Source organism: Meiothermus sp. Pnk-1, assembly GCF_003226535.1.
Classification (GTDB): domain Bacteria; phylum Deinococcota; class Deinococci; order Deinococcales; family Thermaceae; genus Allomeiothermus.
In genome coordinates this window covers 17,292-36,145 of record NZ_QKOB01000008.1, presented here as the reverse complement: position 1 = coordinate 36,145, position 18,854 = coordinate 17,292, and the positions used below count along the sequence as shown (strand labels likewise).

Here is an 18,854-nt window from a genome sequence, read left to right as displayed (position 1 = left end):
ACCGTTGACCCTTAATTCAGCCTGAAAGGTTGTTCAACTACTGCCCCCTGGATCCGATCCGGCCCCCGCCAGCCTCCGCTCGAGCTGAGCCGCCAACTGTACGTGCAGCCGGTGCGACCCCCGGTGCACGCTGAACCGCCCGGCCCAAGGGGCCCCGGCCAGGTAGAGGTCTCCTAGAAAATCCAAAGCCTTGTGCCGCACCGGCTCGTCCAGGCCCCGCGGGGTATTGAGCGGAGCGCACTCGCTAAACACCAGCGCATTCTCCAGCGAGGCCCCCCGGATCAGGCCTTGTGCCTTGAGGGCGTTGACCTCCGCGAGAAAGCCGAAGGTACGGGCATCGCTCACCTCCATCAACGCCCGCGGCGGGCTGGCGAAGCTTTGGTAGCCGATTTTGGGATGGGGAAACGCGATGGTTACGTTGAGGGAAAAAACTGCGGCGGGCTCAACACTCACCAGGCTTTTGTTTTCTTGCAGCCGGAGCGGTCCGGGAATCGGGCGGGGTTTTGGCCCCCGGGCCGGGAAGGGTTCGAGCGCCGCTATCCAGCCCTCGGCGCTGCCATCCAGGATCGGGACTTCCGGCCCCTCTACTTCGATCAGCAACCCCTCCCAAATCCCGCGCAAATACAAAGCCGCCAGGAGGTGCTCGACCGTCATCAGGCGCACCCCTTCTGCCTCTAGCACGGTGCAGCGGGTAGTGTCACCGACCCGGCTCGCGAGCGGACGAAAGGTCTGCCCCCCTACCCGTAGGCGCACCGGGCCTTCCTCGGCGAAAAACCGAACCTTGGCCGGTTGCCCGGTGTGTAGGCCTATCCCCTCGATTTCCACCATGGCCCGACCTCAACGTGGCTTGTCAATAAGCCCCCGAATCTTCTTCTCCACCTTCACCAACCAATCCAGCATGGCCAAGCGTCGCCAGTGCTCGCGGATAGGCCGGGCCGGAACCCCTCCAGCCCAGGTCTCACCGGGAGGAATATCCTTGGAGACCGCGCTACTCCCGGCGACCCGAGCCCCCTGCCCGACCCGAATATGGTCGGCCAGAACTACCTGGCCCGCTATTACCACCCGATCCTCAACCCTTACGCTGCCTCCCACCGCGCTCGCGCCCACCATCACCACTTCCCGCCCGATCTGCACGTTGTGGCCGATGAGCACCAGCTCGCCGATCTTGCTGTAAGCGCCGATCCGGGTCTCCCCCACCACGCTGCGCTGAACGATGCTCCCTGCGCCGAGTTCTACCCCCTCCTCGAGCACCACCCGCCCGGTATGAGGTAAGCGCACCCCGGCTTGGAAACCGAACCCGACCACCCCCAACACCGCCCCCGCACCAATCCAGCAACCTGGCCCGACTACGGTCTGGGGGTAAAGGGTGACGCGCGGCTCGAGCACCGCTCCCTCCCCTATTTCCGCCCCTTCGCCCACATAGGCATAGGGTGCCACCACCGCCCCTGCCTTGATGTGCGCCCCCGAACGGATCAGGGCATAAGCCCCGATGGCCGCCGTGGGGTGCACCTGGGCATCGGGCTCGACGATGGCGCTGGGATGAATCCCCGGCTCAGCCCAGCGCAGGGGACGCTCGAAGAGCGCGAGCAATCGCGGCCAGGCCTTTTCCATCTGGGAAACAAAGATAACCGAATGGGCTGGGGTCTGCGGCCGGGGGCTGCCCTCCCCCAGCACCAGTGCTGCCCCCGAGGCCAAGGCCGCCTCGAGCCACCTGGGTTCCCGCACCACCACCAGCTCGCCGGGGCCGGCCCCCTCGGGCGTGGCCAGACGGGTTACCTCGAGGTCCGGCCCTTCCAGGCGGCCCCCTAAGTGCGCGGCGATTTGGGATAAGCGCATCGTCTAACGGCGCAGGACAGCTTTATCTTCTCAGCACCGCATCCGAGGAAACCAGCGCATCTTGCAGCACGTGGAGCATGTCCAACGCCTTGCCGGTCCCCACCGCCACCGCCTCCACCGCGTTCTCCGCCACCACCACCGGCACGCCGGTGGCCTCCTGGAGCACGATGTCGAGGTTACGCAACAAAGCCCCGCCGCCGGTGAGCAAGATCCCCCGGTCGATGATGTCGGCGACCAGTTCGGGAGGGGTGGTCTCGAGCACCGACTTCACCCCCTGGATGATCTTGTCGAGCGGGTCTTGCAGGGCCTCGGTGACGTTCTGGGCCGAGACCTCCACGGTCTTGGGAAGGCCCGAAACCAGGTCGCGCCCGCGCACCTCGGCTACCACCGGCTCGTCGTCAGGCAGGATCTTAGCTGCCCCCACCTTGATCTTGAGGTCCTCAGCGGTGCGCTCCCCGATCAGCAGGTTGTACTTGTTGCGGATAAAGCTGGCGATAGCCTCGTCGAATTCGTTCCCGGCGATCTTGAGGCTCTGCGCGTTGACGATTCCCCCTAAGCTGATCACCGCGATATCGGTAGAACCTCCCCCGATATCCACCACCATGCTCCCGGTGGGCTCAGCGATGGCGATCCCCGCCCCGATGGCTGCGGCCAGGGGTTCATCGATGAGGAAAGCCCGCCGCGCCCCGGCCTCCACCACCGCCCGCACTACAGCCTGGCGCTCGACCTCGGTGACGCCGGAGGGAACCCCCACCATCACCTGTGGCTTGAAAAAGCGCGAAGAGACCGGCGAAAGCACCTTGCGCATGAAGAGGGTCAGCATCCGCTCGGTGAGGGTGTAGTCGGCGATGACCCCATCTTTGAGCGGCCTCGCCGCCACGATGTTGCCGGGCGTGCGGCCCAGCATCCGGTAGGCTTCCGCGCCCACCGCCTTGACCTCCTTGCTGCCCTGCACCATCGCGATCACCGACGGTTCGCGCAACACAATCCCCTTGCCACGCACATAGATCAGCACGGAAGCGGTGCCCAGGTCAATCCCGATGTCTTCGCCCCTAAACATATCGCCCCATTCTATAGCCCAAGTTGAGATGCAGTGAGCCAACCTGTGGCCGAAGCGTAGCATATGACGCCCAGGCGCCGGAAAACAACTCCGGCGGGGCCATGCTATTTTTTAATCACCGTGCGGGTTCTGGTGACCTCCCTCAAAGGGGGCGTGGGCAAAACCACGACCTCGGTGCACCTAGCCACCTTTCTTAGCGACTTGGGGCCCACCCTCTTGGTAGACGCCGACCCCGCCCAGGGCGCCCTGACTTGGGCCCATCGGGGCCCGGGGTTCCCGTTCGTTGTGAGCAGCCCCGAGGAAGCCAAGCCCAAGCGCTTCGAACATGTGGTCTACGATACCCGGGCCCAGCCCAAGGCCAAGGCCCTCTTCGAACTCGGGGAGAAAGCCGATCTGATCATCGTGCCCACCGCGCCCGGAATTCTGGCGATGGCCACCCTCCAGCGCCTGTTGCCCGAACTCGAGGGCTATGCCTACCGGGTGCTGGTGACCTTGGTTCCGCCTCCTCCTTCACGGGACGGGGAAGCGGCGCTCGAGACCCTGCGAGACCTCCGGATTCCCCATTTCAAGACCTTCATCCCCCGCTACGCCGCCTTCGAGAAGGCGGTGCTGGCCGGGGTGACGGTGCGAGAGGTGCGCGACGAGCGGGCTCCGCTGGGCTGGGCCAGCTATGCGGCGGTAGGGCGGGAACTGCTGAGGCGGCCGACTTCCTCGTAAATTCCCGAGAATTGTCCGCGGCTGGCTACTTCGCGTACTCCACCGCCCGGCTCTCCCGCACCACCGTCACCTGCACTTGCCCCGGATAGTTCATGTCCCGCTCGATGCGCCCGGCGATCTCGCGGGCCAGCAACACAGCTTTGGCGTCATTGACCTTGTCGGGCTTGACGATGACCCGCACCTCCCGCCCAGCCTGCACGGCGAAGGCGCTTTCCACGCCGGGGAAGCTGAGGGCAATGCGCTCGAGCTGCTCGAGCCGCTGGATATACTCCTCCAGGGATTCGCGCCGCGCTCCGGGCCTGGCCGCGCTGATGGCGTCGGCAGCGGCAGTCAGTACCGAGTAGAGGGTTTCCCCGTTCTCGGGGTCGTGGTGGTGGGCGATGGCGTCGATGACCTCCTTGGGCTCCCCGAAGCGCGCGGCCAGGGTGACGCCGATCTCTACGTGGGTTCCTTCGATCTCGCGGTCCACCGACTTGCCCAAGTCGTGCAACAGTCCAGCCCGGCGGCCCATGGCGGCGTCCAGCCCCAATTCGGCCGCCATAATCCCCGTGAGGTGGGCCACCTGAACCGAGTGCTTGAGCACGTTCTGACCGTAGCTGGAGCGAAAGTGCAAACGGCCAAGGAGCTGCACCAAGCCGGGTTTCAGGCCCACTACGCCGGCCTCGAGCGCGGCTTCCTCGCCCCGCTCGTAGATATAGGCCTTCATCTCGCTCTTGGCCTTCTCCACCACCTCCTCGATCCGGCTGGGGTGGATGCGCCCGTCCTGGACCAGTTGCTCCAAGGCCATCTTGGCGATCTCGCGGCGAATGGGGTTGAAGCTAGAGAGCAGCACCGCCTCGGGGGTGTCGTCGATGATGAGGTCCACCCCGGTGAGCGCCTCAAAGGTGCGGATATTGCGGCCCTCTCGCCCGATGATGCGGCCTTTCATGGCGTCGGAGGGAATGGGCACCACCGAGACCGCCAAGGCGGCGGCGGTCTCGGAGGCCTGGCGCTGGGCAGCCTGGGCCAGAAGCTTCTGGGCCTCGCGCTTGACCTCGAGGCGGGCTTTTTCCAAGCTGGCCTTGACCCGGTGGGCCTTCTCCTCCTCGAGCTCGGCGTCCAGGCGCGATAGGAGTAGGTCACGGGCTTCCTCCCGGCTCATTTCGGCTACCTCTTGAAGCCGCTGCTCGATCAGCTTCTCGCGGTTGGAGAGTTCAGCCTCGCGTTCATGCAGGGTTTTCTCGAAAGCCTCGAGCTTCTCTTCCTGCTGGTCGAGCTTGAGGGCCCGGGCGTCGAGCTGCTCGCTGCGGCGGGCCAGGCGCTCGAGCTCGCGCTTTTGCTCTTCGCGCTCCGCCCGAATGCTATTTAGCTCCGCCTGGAGCCGCTCCTGCTCGCGCCGTAGGGCTTCTTTCTCCCGCTCGATGGCCTCCTGGTCGCGCTTGAGGGTGGTCTCGGCGGCCCGAATGCTGGCCTGTACCCCGGCCTCGAGGCGCTCACGCTCCTCTTTGAGCTGGGCCTGCATGCGGGCCTCGAGGTTTTGGCGGGCACGCTCGATCTCGGCCTGGGCGGCCTCGCGTATGGCCTGGGCCTCCGAGCGGGCAGCGGTCAGCAGCTCACGGGACTCCGACCTAGCCGCCTCGAGCATGACCTGGGCTTCCCGGCGGGCGTCGGCGAGCATCCGCTGGGCTTCCGACGCTTCTACTTTCTGCTGGTCGGCGAGGTGCGCCATGCGCTGCATCAGCAGCACGATGACCCCGCCCAGCCCCAGCACCAGCAGGAGCAGCACGATATCTAAGAGGGTTAAATTCATCAGGCGCCTCCTAAGCGTAGGAGGCCCCGAGTCGAATTCGTTGTGACGCTAGCGGGCTATCTCATCTCACCTGGACCCACTGGCGTCCATCCGCACTTCCGGATTTGGCCACCTCTCCCACAGGGGTTTCCAAACTCGCGACCTCCCGCCCGGCTGCGGGAACCGCTTCACAGCCAGGCAGGGCAAAGTTCGGATAATCCACACCAAACCTCCGCATCAACTCGGGGCGCTCCAGGGCTTTCCAGCCCGTTAGGCTTCAGCTTCAGCAGCTTCGGGCTCCGATTCCTCTTCGCCCGCCACCACTAACGGTATTTTACCCGCTTGCGCCAAAACTTTCTCACGGATCTCCTGAGCCATCTCAGGCACGCTGCGGAGGAGATCGGCAGCTTTCTCCTTGCCCTGACCCAGCCGGGTCTCGCCGTAGGAGAGCCACGAGCCGGACTTCTCAATCACCCCGGCGGCGATCGCCACCGTGACCAGATCAGCCATGGGGTCAATGCCCTTGCCAAAGTACAGCTCGATCTCGTGCTCGCGGAAAGGCGGGGCCAGCTTGTTTTTGGTAACCTTGACCTTGACCCGGTTGCCTACAGCATCGTTGCCGACTTTGATGGGCTGGCCCTGTTTGCGCACATCCAGGCGCACCGAGGCATAAAACTTGAGCGCCCGCCCGCCGGGGGTGGTCTCGGGGTTACCGTACATCACCCCCACCTTCTCGCGGATTTGGTTGATGAAGATGCAGGCCGTGTTGCTCTTGGAGAGCGCCGCGGTAAGCTTGCGCAGGGCTTGGCTCATCAGCCGGGCTTGAACGCCCACGAATGCGTCGCCCATCTGCCCCTCGATCTCGGCCTGAGGCACCAAAGCCGCCACCGAGTCCACGACGATGACATCTATGGCCCCCGAGCGGGTCAAGAGTTCGACGATCTCCAGCGCTTGTTCGCCGGTATCCGGCTGGCTGACCAAAAGGTCGTCGATGTTGACCCCTAGGCTCTTGGCGTAGGTCGGATCCAGGGCGTGTTCGGCGTCCACAAAAGCCGCTACCCCCCCCTTGCGCTGGGCCTCGGCGATGATGGAGAGGGAGAGGGTGGTCTTGCCGCCCGACTCCGGACCGTAGATCTCGGTGATGCGCCCGCGAGGGATCCCTCCGACGCCCAAAGCCATGTCCAGCCCCAGGCTCCCGGTAGAGATCACGTCCACCTGTTGCCGCGGCGACTCTCCCAAACGCATCACCGCGCCCTTACCGAATTGCTTCTCGATGGACTTCAAAGCTCCTTCCAAGGCTTTTTGCTTCTCCTTATCCATGTCGCACGCTCCTTGCTCTGCTATGGGCTAGCCCGCCAGAGGAAACCGCTCGAGCACCTGGTATGTAGGGCCCGAGGATGACAACTCCGAATGAACCAAACAAGCCTCATGGACCTGGAACGCCAGGTCAAGGACCAGGGGTTTAGGGCGGGGGACTGGCCCCTTGCGGCGGGCTAGGGTGACATGGGCCTTGAAGCTTTGGGCTCCGGCGAACTCTGGCAGGGCCTGCCGCAGCCTAGCGGCCAGCGGCCCAAAGCCCGCGCCCTCGGCTTTAGCGAACCAGACCCGGGGCGACCCCCGCTCGGGGAAAAAGCCCGTGCCACGCAGCCGAGCGGTAAAGGAAGCCACCCCCGCCGCCGCTTCCTCGCCGACCTGCTTTAGCTGGGGAAGCCGGGTTTCGTCCACCTCGCCCAAAAACATCAACGTCACATGCAACTGATCGGGCCGGGTGGCCTTCCAGCCCCTATAGGGTCGTACCTTCTCCTGCGCTAGGGCCAGGGCTTCACGCACGTTTTCCGGTAAAAATACAGCGTAGAAAAGCCTCATACAAACCCCCACCCTACGTCATACGCCTCACGTCGTGCGTCAGAAGATGTTCTCGTAGCGCAATCGCCAAAGCATTTCTCGCGATCCGCTCGAGACATAGGACGTACGAGATTCATCCCAGCTCCCTGACCAGTAATCCCAGCGCCGTATAAGCGGCGCGCTGGCGCAACGTCTGTCGGGAGACCACGGGCAGGTGGTAGGAAAAAACCTTGGTCTCGCCCGGCCCAGCCAGGCCGATATGGACGGTTCCAACCGGTTTGCCCTCGAGCTCCTCCGGCCCCGCTACCCCGGTGGTCGCCAGGGCGTAGGTCGAGCCCAAAGCCCCCTGCACCGCCTCAGCCATGGCCCTGGCGGTCTGCGCGGAGACGGTGCCGTGAGCCTCGAGAACGGGACCAGGGACGCCAAAGCGGGCCTTGGCCAAAGGCGAATACGAAACCAAGCCGCCCAGGTAGACCCGGCTGGCCCCGGGCACCTCGGTGACGAGGCTCCCTAGCATCCCTCCGGTCAGCGACTCGGCGGTGGCGAGGGTGGCCCTTCTTGCCTCGAGCCCCCGCAGCACCACCTGCGGTAGGCTATCGTCATCCTCGCCCCAGACGTTCTTGAGCCGCTCCCGGATGGCCTCGGCCAGGGCAGGGGCCGCGGGGCTGTGACCCCGGATTACCACCTCGACCCCCCAAGGCTTGGCGTAGCTGCCTACCTCCAGCCCCTCCTCCCGCCTGAACAACTCGCCTAGGGCCTGGGCGATGTCGGATTCGCCGATGCCGAAGGTCTTAAAGGTTTTCTGGTAGTAGTAGGCCGGGGGAAGCGCGAGCTTGGGCAGCAACTCCTGCCACATCGGCTTCCACTCGGCGGGCGGGCCGGGGAGGGCCACCAGGTCCTTGCCGTCCTTGTGCACCCACCAGCCAGGGGCGGTTCCACGCGGGTTGGCAAGCCAAGCGGCGGAGGGAATCTTCATGGCCTGCTTGCGGTTCACCTCGGCCATAACCCGACCCCGGCTTTTGAAAAAAGCCTCAATAGCGTCGAGAACGGCTTGATCCAGCTCGAGCGGCTCTCCCAGCGCCTCGGCAATGGCCTCGCGGGTCACGTCGTCGGCGGTGGGACCCAGCCCCCCCGAGAGCACCACCAACCGGGAGCGGTCCCAGGCTGCGCGGATACTGGCCACAAGTTCGGGTACGTCATCGGCCACGCGCAGGGTACGCTTGACCTCGAGCGCGTATGGCAGCAGGCTCACCGCGATATCCGAGGTGTTGGTATCCAGGGTATCTCCATAGATCAGTTCGCTGCCCACGCCAATAATTTCCGCTAAAAACATAATTACCCCATCAAGATAGCATAAACTTTAACCGCCGCCAAGCCACCCCTCTACCCCAGATAAGCGGCAGGTTCATCGGCCCATCACATCCTCTGCGCCGGGGTCAGCAGGGGCAAAGCCGATACAGTAGCGGATACCCCTCCCGCCTCCACCTGATCCCCCACGGCCAGCTCTTTGCGCAGCAGGGCCAAAGCCACCGAGCCCAACCGTGGGGAATCCGCCACGGTGGTGACCCGGCCCACCTTCCTCCCTTCCCGCCGGACCTCAGCGTGGGGGGGCAGCGGCTGTTGACCCAGCAACCCCATCAGTTGGTAGCGGGTGTTGCCCCGGGCCTCGAGCCGGGCCATGATCTCCTGGCCCAGGTAGCAACCCTTTTTGTAGCTGACCCTGGCCTCTAGCCCCGCCTCCTGCGGAAGCTCGCCCAGGGCCTCGGGGAGGTCGGCCACCCCCTGCTCGACCCGCCAGACCTGGTAAGCCTTCCGGCCCACCGGGGTCGCCCCGGCCTGCAACAGCTGGTTGAACACCTCTTCCGCCAGGTCACGGGGAACCAGGATGTTCAGGCCCCACTCGTCGCGGGCCAAGACCACTCCGCGATACTCCACCATGCTCCACTTGGCCGGGGGCTGGCCCAGTCGCCCCCCCACCTCGAGCGCCGCGGGCCCCTGCAAGCGCAGCTGGGCATAGGCTTGGGAGAGATCGGATAGCTCGACCTGATCGAAAACGATGTAGCGGTTGAAGCGCTCGAGCAGGGCCTGGAGCCGGGCCGCCGCAATCCAGAGGGTTTGGTCCCGCTGGTACACCGAGCCCAGGAATTCGATCTGGCCCCGGCTATTGAGAAACAGGGTCTCGAGAAAGCCTCCTTGCGGCAACCCGCGCACATCCGAGGTACACTGGTTATGGATAAAGTCCCGGCGGTCCACGCCGCCGACTTGTAGCAGGCCCGTCTCGGGGAAATCTATTAATGCCGCCCCCTGGTAAAAAGCGGCCACTTCTGCTTTTAGTTCCCCGTAACTCCAAGGAACCTCTCCCCCTTCGGTCTGGTGAAACTCCGCCCCCAAGGCCCGGTGTAACCGCTCCAAACCCATAAGAGGAGTCTAATCCAATTCGACCCGAGCGCAGCGTGACCCAAGGGGGCTTCCTACTGGTCTGGCGACAGGGCGTACCCTTCAGCAACCCTACCCAAAGGATGATCCACCGCGTCTTGCGTGATCCACTTCGACACTCCTACCCTGTCGGCCGTGTGATGCTTTCCATTTCCCCAAAGCCTCTCGAGGCGTCCTGTACCCCAGCCCCCTCAGCTCCTTCAGGGGAAGAGCAACGGCGCCCCAAGCTAGGCTTCGCCTGACCCACCTGTGGCCCAGGGGATCTCGGGGCCAGGTCAATGCGCTCGCCCAGGAGCATCTTCACGATCGCACCAGGGCTGCGAGCAGGAGAACCCCAAAGAGAAGCCCGTAGAGGTCGGTGGTGAGGTATGAAAGCCGAAGCAGGGCCAGGAACAGCAACAACCTGGCCACCCCCCACACATAGGGGTTACTCTACAGAAAACGCAGGCCCTCGAGCACACCTCAGGTTATGGGGGCCGCGTAAACTCCGGTTTTCATCTCTCCCTCAAAGAGTGCAACCTTTCCGCAAGGTAGGGGAGCTACGGTAGCCTCGTCCAGGCCAAAGCCTGGCAAGGAGGAACAAAGATGAAAAAGTACGCAAAAGCAATCCTTTTGGCGGCTTCGGCCCTCTTGAGCCTGGCGGCCTTTGCCCAGAAGACGGGGCAGAGCAGCGCCCAGCACCCCAGCTACGCCGGCAGCCTGCCGGTGCAGGAGAACTTGAGCGCCCAGCAGTACCAGGCCATGGCCAAGATTTCCTTGCAGGACGCCGTAAAGGCCGCCCAGGCGGTGCTGAACACCACCGCTGCGCCCACCAAGGTCAAGCTGGGGGTGGAGAACGGCTACCTGGTATGGGAAGTGGTGCTCGCCGGACAGGAGATCAAGGTAGACGCGGGCAGCGGCAAGGTGTTGTACCAGGAGGCTGTGGGTGGCCAGGAGGAGAACGACGGCGAGAGCCATGACGAAAACGATGGTGAGAGCAACGATGACAACGGTTAAGCTCTAAAGCTCACCACTGCCGGGGTCTACCCGGCAGCTTTTTTACCAAAGCTTTACCTAGGCAGCCGAGTATGCTCCCTCGAGGTCTGAGTACCCCCCGGAGGGCACTTGATATGACTGGAATACACCTTGGTTGGCGGGCGGCACTACTCTTGCTGGCCCTGGTGGCCTGTCGGTCACAGCCGCCGGCGGTTAGCCCAGCGGCCCAGGGGGCCTCGAGCCCACCCCCCACGACCGTAGGCCTCGAGCTAAAGGCGGGCCTCCCGGGGATGCCACCCTATGACCCCAAGGATGTCTATGCCTTCACCCGGGCGGGGAGGCTCTCGCCTGCGGTGAAGGGATTTCCCGAACGGGTGTATGTGCCCGACGGCAAGACCAACCGGCTCTATGTCATCGACCCCGCCACCTTCAGGGTCATCGCCGAGCACCCCATGGACGCCGAACCCCAGCACGTGGTGCCCTCTTACGACCTGAAAACCCTCTACGTGGCCAACGACGTGGGCGACACCCTCATCCCCATTGATCCGAAGACCGGGGCGGTGGGGGGGCGGATCCGGGTCAAAGATCCCTATAACCTCTACTTCACCCCCGATGGCCGCTCGGCCATCGTGGTGGCGGAGTACCAGCGCCGCCTGGACTTCTTCGACCCCCACACCTGGCAGCCCCAGGGGAGCCTGCAGGTGCCCTGCAAGGGGATCAACCACATGGACTACAGCGCCGACGGGCGCACCCTGGTGGCGGCCTGCGAGTTCAGCGGGGACCTGCTGAGGATCGATGTGGCGGCCCGGAAGGTGCTGGGCAGGCTGCACCTGGGGGGGATGCCCCAGGACGTGAAGCTCTCCCCGGACGGCGGGGTGTTCTACGTGGCCGACATGATGGCGGGGGGGTGCACCTGATCGACGCGGAGCAGTTTCGGCGGCTCGGCTTCATCCCCACCGGTAAGGGGGCCCACGGCCTGTACCCCAGCCGCGACGCGAGGTACCTGTACATCTCCAACCGGGGGGAGGGTTCGGTGAGCGTGCTCGAGTTCGCCACCCGTAAGCAGGTAGCGAAGTGGGAGATTCCCGGCGGGGGCAGCCCGGACATGGGGGGGGTCTCGGCGGACGGGAAGAGGCTGTGGCTTTCCGGGCGCTACCACGGGGAGGTCTACGTCTTCGACACCGACCTAAAGAAAGGCGGCCTGATCCGGCGCATCCGGGTGGGCAAGGGGCCGCACGGGCTGGCCATCTACCCCCAGCCAGGCCGCTACAGCCTGGGGCACACCGGGGTGATGCGGTGAGGATGTGGGCTTTGGCGGTGCTGCTCGGGGGCCTGGGCCTGGCCACCCCCATTCTCCATGGCCCCCGCCAGTCCCCCCGGATCGCCCTGACCTTCGACGCCGACATGACCCCAGGCATGCTTCGGATGCTCCACAGTGGAAAGGTCAAGAGCTACAACCCCACCGAGCTCTACCGGCTGTTGGAGCAAAACCAGGTCAAGGCCACCTTCTTCCTGAGCGGCCTGTGGATCGAGGCCTATCCCGAGCAGGCCCGCGCACTGGCGCAGAACCCCCTTTTTGAGCTGGAGAACCACAGCTATACCCACCCCGGCTTCACCCAGCCCTGCTACGAGCTGCCCGCGGTGGCCCCGGCCCGCAAGACCCTGGAGGTGCTGAAAACCCGGGCCTTGCTGGAGGGCTTGGGGGTCCAGAACCGCTACTTTCGCTTTCCGGGGGGCTGCTACGGGCCGGAAGACCTGGCCCTGGTGGAGCGGCTCGGTCTGCGGGTAGTGCACTGGGACGCGGCGGGGGAGGACGGGGGACAGACCGACCCCGAGGTCATCGTGCGCAACGTGCTGAACCGGGTGCATAACGGCTCCATCATCGTGCTGCACAGCCAGGGTGGGCCGCGCCTCCCCGCCACGCTTCCGGCCCTCAGGCGGCTGATTCCGGCCCTGAAGGCCCGAGGCTTTACCTTCGTCAAAGTCGCCGAGTTGCTGGCCGAACCAGCAGGTGTGTCGAGGTGATGTCTCGATGACCCGATCTTTCTACCAAACCTTCAAGTCGCTGCTGTTGTCCTTTCCGCTATGGCTGCTGGCCCTTTTGTTCCTGAGCCTGCTGGGGTTTGTAGGGCTGGCCGAGGACGTCTACGAGCGGGAGGGGTTTTTCTTTGACGGGCCGGTGCTGGCCTTTTTGCACGCCCAGCAGAGCCACCTCTGGGACGTGCTGGCCCTGGCCTTCACGCAATCCGCCGCCGCTCCGGTAGTCGGGGCGGTGGCCCTAGGGGTGCTGGCCTGGGCGTATTTTCGTCGGCTGGGGTGGCCCATTTTCGCCCTAGGTCTGGGCGGGGCAGCGGTGTTGAACCAGGCCTCCAAGCTCTTTTTTGCCCGCACCCGGCCCCATCTCTTCCCGCAGCTCACCCCCGAACACGACTACAGCTTCCCCTCCGGCCACACCATGGCCAGCCTGGCTCTAGTGCTTGCGCTGTACACACTATTGGCCCCCCGCTTTCCCCGCGCGGCCCGCTGGGTCTTGGGCTTGGGTCTGCCCTGGGCTTTGTTGGTAGGCCTCTCGAGGCTCTACCTGCAAGTACACTACCCTTCGGACGTGCTGGCGGGTTGGGCGCTGAGTTTCCTCTGGGTGGTGGGGGTGGGGCTCTGGTACCGCTGGAAAGCAGGGGATTAGGCCATGCGCATCCTGCTGGTGGAGGACGACCCCGAGGTGGGGGCTTTGGTCAAGGAGACCCTCGAGGCCGAGCCCTATGCGGTGGACTGGGCCCAGGATGGGGAGGAAGCTCTGGGGCTCTTGCAGAGCTTTCCCTATGACCTGGTGGTGCTGGACGTGGGTCTGCCCCGGCGGGATGGCTTCAGCCTGCTGGCCTACCTGCGTGAGCAGGGCCACTCGCTGCCGGTGCTGATGCTCACCGCCCGCGATGCCCTAGACGACCGGGTACAGGGCCTGGAGGCGGGGGCGGACGACTACCTGGTCAAGCCCTTCCACCTGCGCGAGCTCCGGGCCCGGGTGCGGGCCTTGCTGCGCCGCTCCCGGGGTGTACCCAGCAACCGGCTCGAGGTCGGGCGGCTCTCCCTCGACCTCCGGGCCAAGCAGGCCTGGTGGGCGGGAGCGGCGCTCGAGCTCTCCGCCAAGGAGTGGCTGATCCTGGAGTTCCTGGCCCTCCACCCCGACGCGTTTCACCCCCGGGAATTGCTGTTAGAGCACGTATGGCCCGGCGAGACCAGCATCGATCCACGCAGCCTCGACCCCTACATCTCCCGCCTGCGCCAGAAGCTGGCCCCGGAGGCCATCGAGACCCGGCGTGGGCTGGGCTATCGCCTGATTGGATGAGCCTCCGCCTACGGCTTACCCTGTTCTACGCCCTGCTGGTCGGGGGGGTGTTGCTGCTGGCCGGGGTGGGGCTGCGGCTGGGGCTGGAGCGCATCCTGCAGGGCGAGCTGGACCAGAGCCTGCAGGCGGCGCTGATCCTGGCCGGGCCCTGGGTAAATAGCGACAACGGTCGCCTGGGCCTCAGCCAGGAGGGCGAACTGCCGCCGCAGCTGCCGCCCGACCTCGCCTTGCTGCTGTACGGCCCTCAGGGTCTGGTAGAGGTGTTGGGCAAAAGACCCCAGCCCCTGCCGAGTCCACGCCTCGGTTGCTTTGCCGCCGGGGATTGGCGGTTTTGTGGGCGCGAAGTGGAAGGGGCTACCCTGCTGGCGGGCCGGCCCTTGGCTGGGCTCGAGGCGAGCCTGGCTGCGCTCAACCGGGTGCTCTGGGTGGCCCTGCCGGGAGCTTTGCTCCTGGCTTTGGGGCTAGGCTACTTCCTGGTGGGGCGGGCGCTCAGCCCGGTGCGCCTCCTGACCGAGGCCGCCCGTGAGCGGGCCGAAGGCCGCATCTGGAACCGCCCCCTGCCCCAGCCCCCGGTGCAGGACGAGCTTTTTACCCTGAGCCAGGCCTTCAACGCATTGCTGGAGAGCCTAGGCCAGCTCATCAAGAGCGAGCGGCGCTTTACCCAGGATGCTGCCCACGAACTGCGCACCCCGCTCACGGTGCTCCTGGGGCGGCTCGAGCAGGCCCAGGAAAAAAACCAGGACCCCCAAGTGGAACGTGCTCTGGCGCACGCCTACCGCTCGGCCCAGCGGTTGCTGGCCATGGTGGAAAAGCTCCTGCACCTGGCCCGGGCCGAGGCCGGTCAGGGGCTTTCGCGCGAGCCGGTGGTGCTCAACCGCCTGGTTGTCGAGGAGGCGGAGGATTTGAGGCCGCTGTTCGAGGGTAGAGGCCTGGCCCTACGGGTCTTCTTGCCGGAAGAACCGCTGGAGGTGATGGGGGATCGGCTGGCTTTGGGGCTGGCCCTGCGCAACCTGCTGGAGAATGCCCTAAAGTTTACAGCTGCGGGCGAAGTGCGCTTGGCCCTGCGCAAAGAAGGGTACGAAGCGCTCTTGGAGGTGGAAGACACCGGGGGAGGCTTCCCCGAGGAGGCCCTGCCCCACTTGTTTGAGCGGTTCTACCAGGCCCAGGTGGAACACCGCCGCAGCGGCAGCGGGCTGGGGCTGGCTCTGGTCGCGGCCATCGTACGCTGGCATGGGGGAAGGGTGGAAGCAGCCAATACGCCGGAAGGAGCTCGGTTGAGCCTGTGGCTGCCTGTTTGAGTTTTACCCAACCTTTACCCTCGCGGCATAGCCTGCCATGCTAGAGGAAGCCTATGCGGATACTGCTGGTAGAAGACGACCCCCGGCTAGCCGCGCTGATCGCCGAGGGCCTGAGCGACGACGGGCTGATGGTGGATCACGCCCCTAACGCCGCCATCGGGCGGGGTATGGCTGAGCTGGAGGCCTACGACCTGCTGATCTTGGACGTGATGCTGCCCGAAGGCCCCCAGGCCGGCTTCGAGCTGGCCCGCGCGCTGCGCAACCGAAGGGACAAAACCCCCATCCTCTTCCTTACCGCCCGGGGGGATGTGGACTCCAAGCTCACTGGGCTCGACACCGGGGGGGACGATTACCTGACCAAACCCTTCGACTTCCGCGAACTCCGGGCCCGCATCCGGGCCTTGGTGCGGCGGGCCCGGGGTGAGGCCACCAACCTGATTCCCCTGCCCGGGGGTTATACCCTCGACCTGGCTGCCCACCAGGTACTCAAGGACGGCCAGCCAGTACCCCTCACCCCGCGCGAGTACGCCCTGGTAGAGTGCCTGGGGCTGAACCCTGGCCGGGCCTACAGCCGCAACAGCCTGATCGAGCGGGTCTGGCCCGGGGAGAGCGAGGTGGACACCAAGGTGGTGGACGTGTATGTCTCGAGCCTGCGGCGCAAGCTGGGGGAGGACTTCATCGAGACGGTGCGGGGACTGGGTTACCGGCTGGGGCGGATGGAGGAGAGCCCTTGAGCCTGCGCTGGCGGCTAACCCTCTACTACACGGGTATTTCTGCGGGGCTGCTGCTGCTGGGCAGCCTGGTTTTGTTTTTGGTGCTGCGTACCACCCTGCGGCAGACCCTGGATGACTCCTTGCGCGAGGCAGTGGCTTTGGCGGCGAGTGAACTTGACCACGACAAGCCCCGAGCCGCGGGTACCATCGAGCTGTTTCTGACCCGCCTACCGGGGGCTACGGTGCTGCTGGTCTACAGTGCTCAAGGTGCCCTGATCGAAAGCTACGGGGTTCCCCCGGTACGCCCTGCCCCAGCGCCCGGTTTCAGCACCGTGGGGAATACCCGCATCTACGGCGAAATCTTAGCCGATGGCAGCCTGGTACAGGCCATGCGTTCGGAGCTTGAGACCAGCCGCAGCATCGGGCGCGCGCAGCGGCTGTTGCTGCTCACCCTTCCGCTGCTGCTGCTACTGGGGCTGGGGGCCGGCTACGTGCTGGCGGACCGCGCCCTGCGCCCGGTGGATCAGGTCACCCGCCTGGCGGCCCAGATCGCCGCCTCGGGGCGTTATGGGCGGCGGGTTCCCGAGAGCCCCGGTAAAGACGAAATGGCCCGCCTGACCCGTACCTTCAACGCCATGTTGGCCCGCCTCGAGCGCACCATCGAGCGCGAGAAGGCTTTCGCCCTGGCCGCAGCTCACGAACTGCGCACCCCGTTGAGCCTGCTAAAGGGAAGGGCCAGCTTGAGCCTGGAGCGGCCCCGCTCCCCTGAACAATACCGCGAAGCCCTGGCGGAGATTGCCCGCACCGCCGAAGACCTGGCCCAGGTCATCGAGGCCCTCCTGCTGCTGGCCCACACCCAGTCGCCGGTCGAGCGGCAACAGGTGGAGCTCGACCTGCTGGCGCTGGAGGCCTTGGAGTCGCTGGAGGGGTTGGCCAAGGAGCGGCAGGTGAGGGTGGTGCTGCAGCTCGAGCCCACCCCCTACCGGGGCCACTCCCTCACCCTGCGCACGGCCATCGCCAACCTGCTCTCCAACGCTATCAAGTACGGGCCAGTGGGCGGACGGGTCTGGCTGCGCACCCGGCGCGAGGGGAGGCTAGCGGTGGTGGAGGTGGCCGACGAGGGGCCAGGCATTCCCCCCGAGCAGCTCGAGCGCCTTTTGCAGCCCTTTCAGCGCGGGGCGGGCACCCAGGGGGTGCGGGGGGCCGGGCTGGGCCTGAGCCTGGTCATGGCCATCGCCGAGCAGCACGGGGGTCGCCTGAGGCTGGAGCGGGCCCCTGAGGGGGGGCTGCTGGCCCGGTTGGAGCTGCCGGACTTTGACGCATCATGAGCCCGCTGTCACAGCCGCTGGCGGTTGGGCAGATCGAGTTCATCGGTGAGTTCGTCCAACACCTCCCTCTAAGCTTCCCCATAAAGGCCGACAGCGGGGTGGGCAAGCGTACCTGGCCACCGCTTGGCGATGGGCAGTGGAACGAAGCGCTCCAATGAGGCGTGGGGCGATGTTTCCTGGCAATAGCCAGATGGCGGCGATGCGGGTCGCGCTGGCGAAAGGAAATCTCTGTACCGACGCCGAAATCCCGCGGCCTTTAGCCGCGGGAGGACGTCAACAAGCTGTTGGTGGTCATCAGTTGCTCGCTATGATCTGCGGCGTCACCGAGACGTTGAGGGTTTGGCCCTCGCGCCAGACTTTGAGGGTAACGGGTCGGTTGTTCGCCGCTTCCAGCACTCCTCGCAGATCGTTTACGTCCTGGACAGGGTTACCGTTGGCTTCCAGGATGATGTCCCCGTTGAGCCCCAGCTGCTGCACGGCGCCATCCGGGGATTGTACCTGGAGGAACCGAGTGGGCGCTCTCAGGCCGGCTTTTTCCGCAGGGGAACCCTTCTCTACGCTTTGGATCATCAGGCCCTCTTGGGGCAGGTTGTTGGCTTGGAGAATCTGGGGGCTGTAGGCCGCCAAGGGCACCACCGAGACCCCCAGGCGCGGGCGAGAGGCCAGGATTTCTTTGTCGGTAATGTTTTTGCCTCCCTCGAGCTGACCCAGGTACTGCTTGGCCAGGTTGATGGGGATGGCGAAGCCTACCCCGGCGTTCTGCGGGTTGCCAAACTGCCCCGAGGGCGAGAGGATGGCGGTGTTGATGCCGATAACTTCGCCGCTCGAGTTGAGCAGAGGCCCGCCGGAGTTGCCGGGGTTGATGGCTGCGTCGGTTTGGATCAGGGTGGGTACCAGCGCGTCCACTGCCCCTGGGTTGCGCCGCACCGCCGAGACGATGCCGGTCGAGACGCTATATTCCAGCCCGAAGGGATTCCCGATGGCGATGGCCTTTTCACCCACCAGCACCCGGTCGGAGTTGCCCAGGGTAAGGGGCTTGAGCAGGTTGGCCGGAGCCTGTACCTGGATCACCGCCAGGTCGAGGGCCTGGGCGGTTCCCAGCACCTTGGCGGGATAGGTCTTGGGGCTGTCCTTGAAGCGCACCGTGATCTGGTTGGCCCCTTGCACCACGTGGTAGTTGGTCAGGATATGCCCCTGCTTATCCAGCACGAACCCCGAGCCGGTGCCCTGCTGGGGCTGAGGCTGCAAGAAAGGGGCGAAGGGCTGGAGGCCATCCGGGAGGCTAGCAGCCGGATTGCTGCGCACCGATATGTAGACCACCCCCTCGCTGGCCGACTGGGCGATCTCCACGGTGTTGCGCTCGTCGGGCAGAAGGCCCTGGAGCGTGCTAGGGGCCGGGCTGGGGGCGGTGCTGGGTTGCCCTCGGCTAAGGGCGAACCACAAAGCCGAGCCGGAAAGCACCGCCACCGCCAGCAGGCTAGAGGTTTTGAACACTGTGTTCTTCATGGCTGTTTCTCCTCGGCTTGCATCCGCAA

The 18,854-nt window shown here is 65.5% G+C and carries 20 protein-coding genes; 11 read left to right on the top strand and 9 right to left on the bottom strand.

Annotated features, from left to right (window positions below; all coding sequences use genetic code 11):
- Positions 1-33: 33 nt before the first annotated feature.
- From lpxC to DNA98_RS11890, 3 genes are read right to left on the bottom strand one after another with little or no spacing between them, the layout of a single operon-like run.
- Positions 34-828, bottom strand: coding sequence for a UDP-3-O-acyl-N-acetylglucosamine deacetylase (lpxC, locus tag DNA98_RS11900; RefSeq protein ID WP_174720019.1), 795 nt, complete (start codon positions 826-828; stop codon positions 34-36).
- A gap of 9 nt (positions 829-837) precedes the next feature.
- A complete protein-coding gene (locus tag DNA98_RS11895) occupies positions 838-1,836 on the bottom strand; it encodes a UDP-3-O-(3-hydroxymyristoyl)glucosamine N-acyltransferase (protein ID WP_110530978.1) in 999 nt (332 codons plus the stop codon).
- 22 nt (positions 1,837-1,858) lie between these two features.
- The gene (locus tag DNA98_RS11890) at positions 1,859-2,896 is read right to left on the bottom strand and encodes a rod shape-determining protein (protein WP_110530976.1); all 1,038 of its coding nucleotides are present in this window, start codon (positions 2,894-2,896) and stop codon (positions 1,859-1,861) included.
- A gap of 120 nt (positions 2,897-3,016) precedes the next feature.
- Here DNA98_RS11890 and DNA98_RS11885 point away from each other — a divergent pair, with 120 nt between their 5' ends.
- Positions 3,017-3,613, top strand: a complete 597-nt coding sequence (locus DNA98_RS11885; RefSeq protein WP_110530974.1) for a ParA family protein — start codon at positions 3,017-3,019, stop codon at positions 3,611-3,613.
- A 25-nt stretch (positions 3,614-3,638) separates the two neighbouring features.
- Here the strand turns inward: DNA98_RS11885 and rny are convergent, their stop codons facing one another.
- From rny to DNA98_RS11860, 5 genes are all read right to left on the bottom strand, one after another.
- Entirely contained in the window at positions 3,639-5,402 is a 1,764-nt protein-coding gene (gene rny, locus DNA98_RS11880; RefSeq protein ID WP_110530972.1) for a ribonuclease Y, read from the bottom strand.
- 249 nt (positions 5,403-5,651) lie between these two features.
- Positions 5,652-6,701, bottom strand: a complete 1,050-nt coding sequence (gene recA, locus DNA98_RS11875) for a recombinase RecA (protein ID WP_110530970.1) — start codon at positions 6,699-6,701, stop codon at positions 5,652-5,654.
- 27 nt (positions 6,702-6,728) lie between these two features.
- Positions 6,729-7,247 carry an RNA 2',3'-cyclic phosphodiesterase gene (thpR, locus tag DNA98_RS11870; protein WP_110530968.1) on the bottom strand — a complete coding sequence of 173 codons (519 nt, stop codon included), beginning with the start codon at positions 7,245-7,247 and terminating at the stop codon, positions 6,729-6,731.
- Between the two features lie 112 nt (positions 7,248-7,359).
- Positions 7,360-8,559, bottom strand: coding sequence for a CinA family nicotinamide mononucleotide deamidase-related protein (locus tag DNA98_RS11865; RefSeq protein WP_110530966.1), 1,200 nt, complete (start codon positions 8,557-8,559; stop codon positions 7,360-7,362).
- A gap of 83 nt (positions 8,560-8,642) precedes the next feature.
- On the bottom strand, positions 8,643-9,644 hold the full coding sequence (locus tag DNA98_RS11860) for a folate-binding protein YgfZ (protein ID WP_110530964.1): 1,002 nt from the start codon (positions 9,642-9,644) through the stop codon (positions 8,643-8,645).
- A gap of 603 nt (positions 9,645-10,247) precedes the next feature.
- On the opposite strand from DNA98_RS11860, the gene DNA98_RS11850 reads away from it, so the two are divergent.
- The 10 genes from DNA98_RS11850 (at position 10,248) to DNA98_RS17825 (ending at position 17,477) form a co-directional block, all read left to right on the top strand.
- Complete coding sequence (locus DNA98_RS11850; RefSeq protein WP_110530958.1) at positions 10,248-10,658, top strand: PepSY domain-containing protein; 411 nt, start codon at positions 10,248-10,250, stop codon at positions 10,656-10,658.
- A 113-nt stretch (positions 10,659-10,771) separates the two neighbouring features.
- Positions 10,772-11,554, top strand: a complete 783-nt coding sequence (locus tag DNA98_RS18140; protein WP_233493200.1) for a YncE family protein — start codon at positions 10,772-10,774, stop codon at positions 11,552-11,554.
- Complete coding sequence (locus DNA98_RS18135; RefSeq protein ID WP_233493199.1) at positions 11,545-11,937, top strand: YncE family protein; 393 nt, start codon at positions 11,545-11,547, stop codon at positions 11,935-11,937. The genes DNA98_RS18140 and DNA98_RS18135 overlap by 10 nt, the downstream gene beginning before the upstream one ends.
- Positions 11,938-11,939: 2 nt before the next feature.
- The gene (locus DNA98_RS11840; RefSeq protein WP_110530956.1) at positions 11,940-12,662 is read left to right on the top strand and encodes a polysaccharide deacetylase family protein; all 723 of its coding nucleotides are present in this window, start codon (positions 11,940-11,942) and stop codon (positions 12,660-12,662) included.
- Between the two features lie 7 nt (positions 12,663-12,669).
- The gene (locus DNA98_RS11835) at positions 12,670-13,320 is read left to right on the top strand and encodes a phosphatase PAP2 family protein (protein WP_110530955.1); all 651 of its coding nucleotides are present in this window, start codon (positions 12,670-12,672) and stop codon (positions 13,318-13,320) included.
- A 3-nt stretch (positions 13,321-13,323) separates the two neighbouring features.
- Entirely contained in the window at positions 13,324-13,980 is a 657-nt protein-coding gene (locus tag DNA98_RS11830) for a response regulator transcription factor (protein ID WP_110530953.1), read from the top strand.
- Positions 13,977-15,278: a HAMP domain-containing sensor histidine kinase gene (locus DNA98_RS11825; protein WP_110530951.1), complete on the top strand. Its 1,302-nt coding sequence runs from the start codon at positions 13,977-13,979 to the stop codon at positions 15,276-15,278. Before DNA98_RS11830 ends, DNA98_RS11825 begins: the two co-directional genes overlap by 4 nt.
- A 53-nt stretch (positions 15,279-15,331) precedes the next feature.
- Positions 15,332-16,012: a response regulator transcription factor gene (locus DNA98_RS11820; protein ID WP_110530949.1), complete on the top strand. Its 681-nt coding sequence runs from the start codon at positions 15,332-15,334 to the stop codon at positions 16,010-16,012.
- The gene (locus DNA98_RS18405) at positions 16,009-17,319 is read left to right on the top strand and encodes an ATP-binding protein (RefSeq protein WP_110530947.1); all 1,311 of its coding nucleotides are present in this window, start codon (positions 16,009-16,011) and stop codon (positions 17,317-17,319) included. The genes DNA98_RS11820 and DNA98_RS18405 overlap by 4 nt, the downstream gene beginning before the upstream one ends.
- On the top strand, positions 17,316-17,477 hold the full coding sequence (locus DNA98_RS17825) for a hypothetical protein (RefSeq protein WP_158531646.1): 162 nt from the start codon (positions 17,316-17,318) through the stop codon (positions 17,475-17,477). Before DNA98_RS18405 ends, DNA98_RS17825 begins: the two co-directional genes overlap by 4 nt.
- A gap of 136 nt (positions 17,478-17,613) precedes the next feature.
- On the opposite strand, the gene DNA98_RS11810 is transcribed toward DNA98_RS17825, so the two are convergent.
- A complete protein-coding gene (locus DNA98_RS11810; protein ID WP_110530945.1) occupies positions 17,614-18,825 on the bottom strand; it encodes a S1C family serine protease in 1,212 nt (403 codons plus the stop codon).
- Positions 18,826-18,854 lie beyond the last annotated feature (29 nt).

Excerpts from the sequence above, each read along its gene's own strand:
- lpxC (WP_174720019.1), bottom strand. The coding sequence starts at position 828 with ATGGTGGAAATCGAGGGGATAGGCCTACACACCGGGCAACCGGCCAAG.
- DNA98_RS11895 (WP_110530978.1), bottom strand. The coding sequence starts at position 1,836 with ATGCGCTTATCCCAAATCGCCGCGCACTTAGGGGGCCGCCTGGAAGGG.
- DNA98_RS11890 (WP_110530976.1), bottom strand. The coding sequence starts at position 2,896 with ATGTTTAGGGGCGAAGACATCGGGATTGACCTGGGCACCGCTTCCGTG.
- rny (WP_110530972.1), bottom strand. The coding sequence starts at position 5,402 with ATGAATTTAACCCTCTTAGATATCGTGCTGCTCCTGCTGGTGCTGGGG.
- recA (WP_110530970.1), bottom strand. The coding sequence starts at position 6,701 with ATGGATAAGGAGAAGCAAAAAGCCTTGGAAGGAGCTTTGAAGTCCATC.
- thpR (WP_110530968.1), bottom strand. The coding sequence starts at position 7,247 with ATGAGGCTTTTCTACGCTGTATTTTTACCGGAAAACGTGCGTGAAGCC.
- DNA98_RS11865 (WP_110530966.1), bottom strand. The coding sequence starts at position 8,559 with ATGTTTTTAGCGGAAATTATTGGCGTGGGCAGCGAACTGATCTATGGA.
- DNA98_RS11860 (WP_110530964.1), bottom strand. The coding sequence starts at position 9,644 with ATGGGTTTGGAGCGGTTACACCGGGCCTTGGGGGCGGAGTTTCACCAG.
- DNA98_RS11850 (WP_110530958.1), top strand. The coding sequence starts at position 10,248 with ATGAAAAAGTACGCAAAAGCAATCCTTTTGGCGGCTTCGGCCCTCTTG.
- DNA98_RS18140 (WP_233493200.1), top strand. The coding sequence starts at position 10,772 with ATGACTGGAATACACCTTGGTTGGCGGGCGGCACTACTCTTGCTGGCC.
- DNA98_RS11840 (WP_110530956.1), top strand. The coding sequence starts at position 11,940 with ATGTGGGCTTTGGCGGTGCTGCTCGGGGGCCTGGGCCTGGCCACCCCC.
- DNA98_RS11835 (WP_110530955.1), top strand. The coding sequence starts at position 12,670 with ATGACCCGATCTTTCTACCAAACCTTCAAGTCGCTGCTGTTGTCCTTT.
- DNA98_RS11830 (WP_110530953.1), top strand. The coding sequence starts at position 13,324 with ATGCGCATCCTGCTGGTGGAGGACGACCCCGAGGTGGGGGCTTTGGTC.
- DNA98_RS11825 (WP_110530951.1), top strand. The coding sequence starts at position 13,977 with ATGAGCCTCCGCCTACGGCTTACCCTGTTCTACGCCCTGCTGGTCGGG.
- DNA98_RS11820 (WP_110530949.1), top strand. The coding sequence starts at position 15,332 with ATGCGGATACTGCTGGTAGAAGACGACCCCCGGCTAGCCGCGCTGATC.
- DNA98_RS17825 (WP_158531646.1), top strand. The coding sequence starts at position 17,316 with ATGAGCCCGCTGTCACAGCCGCTGGCGGTTGGGCAGATCGAGTTCATC.
- DNA98_RS11810 (WP_110530945.1), bottom strand. The coding sequence starts at position 18,825 with ATGAAGAACACAGTGTTCAAAACCTCTAGCCTGCTGGCGGTGGCGGTG.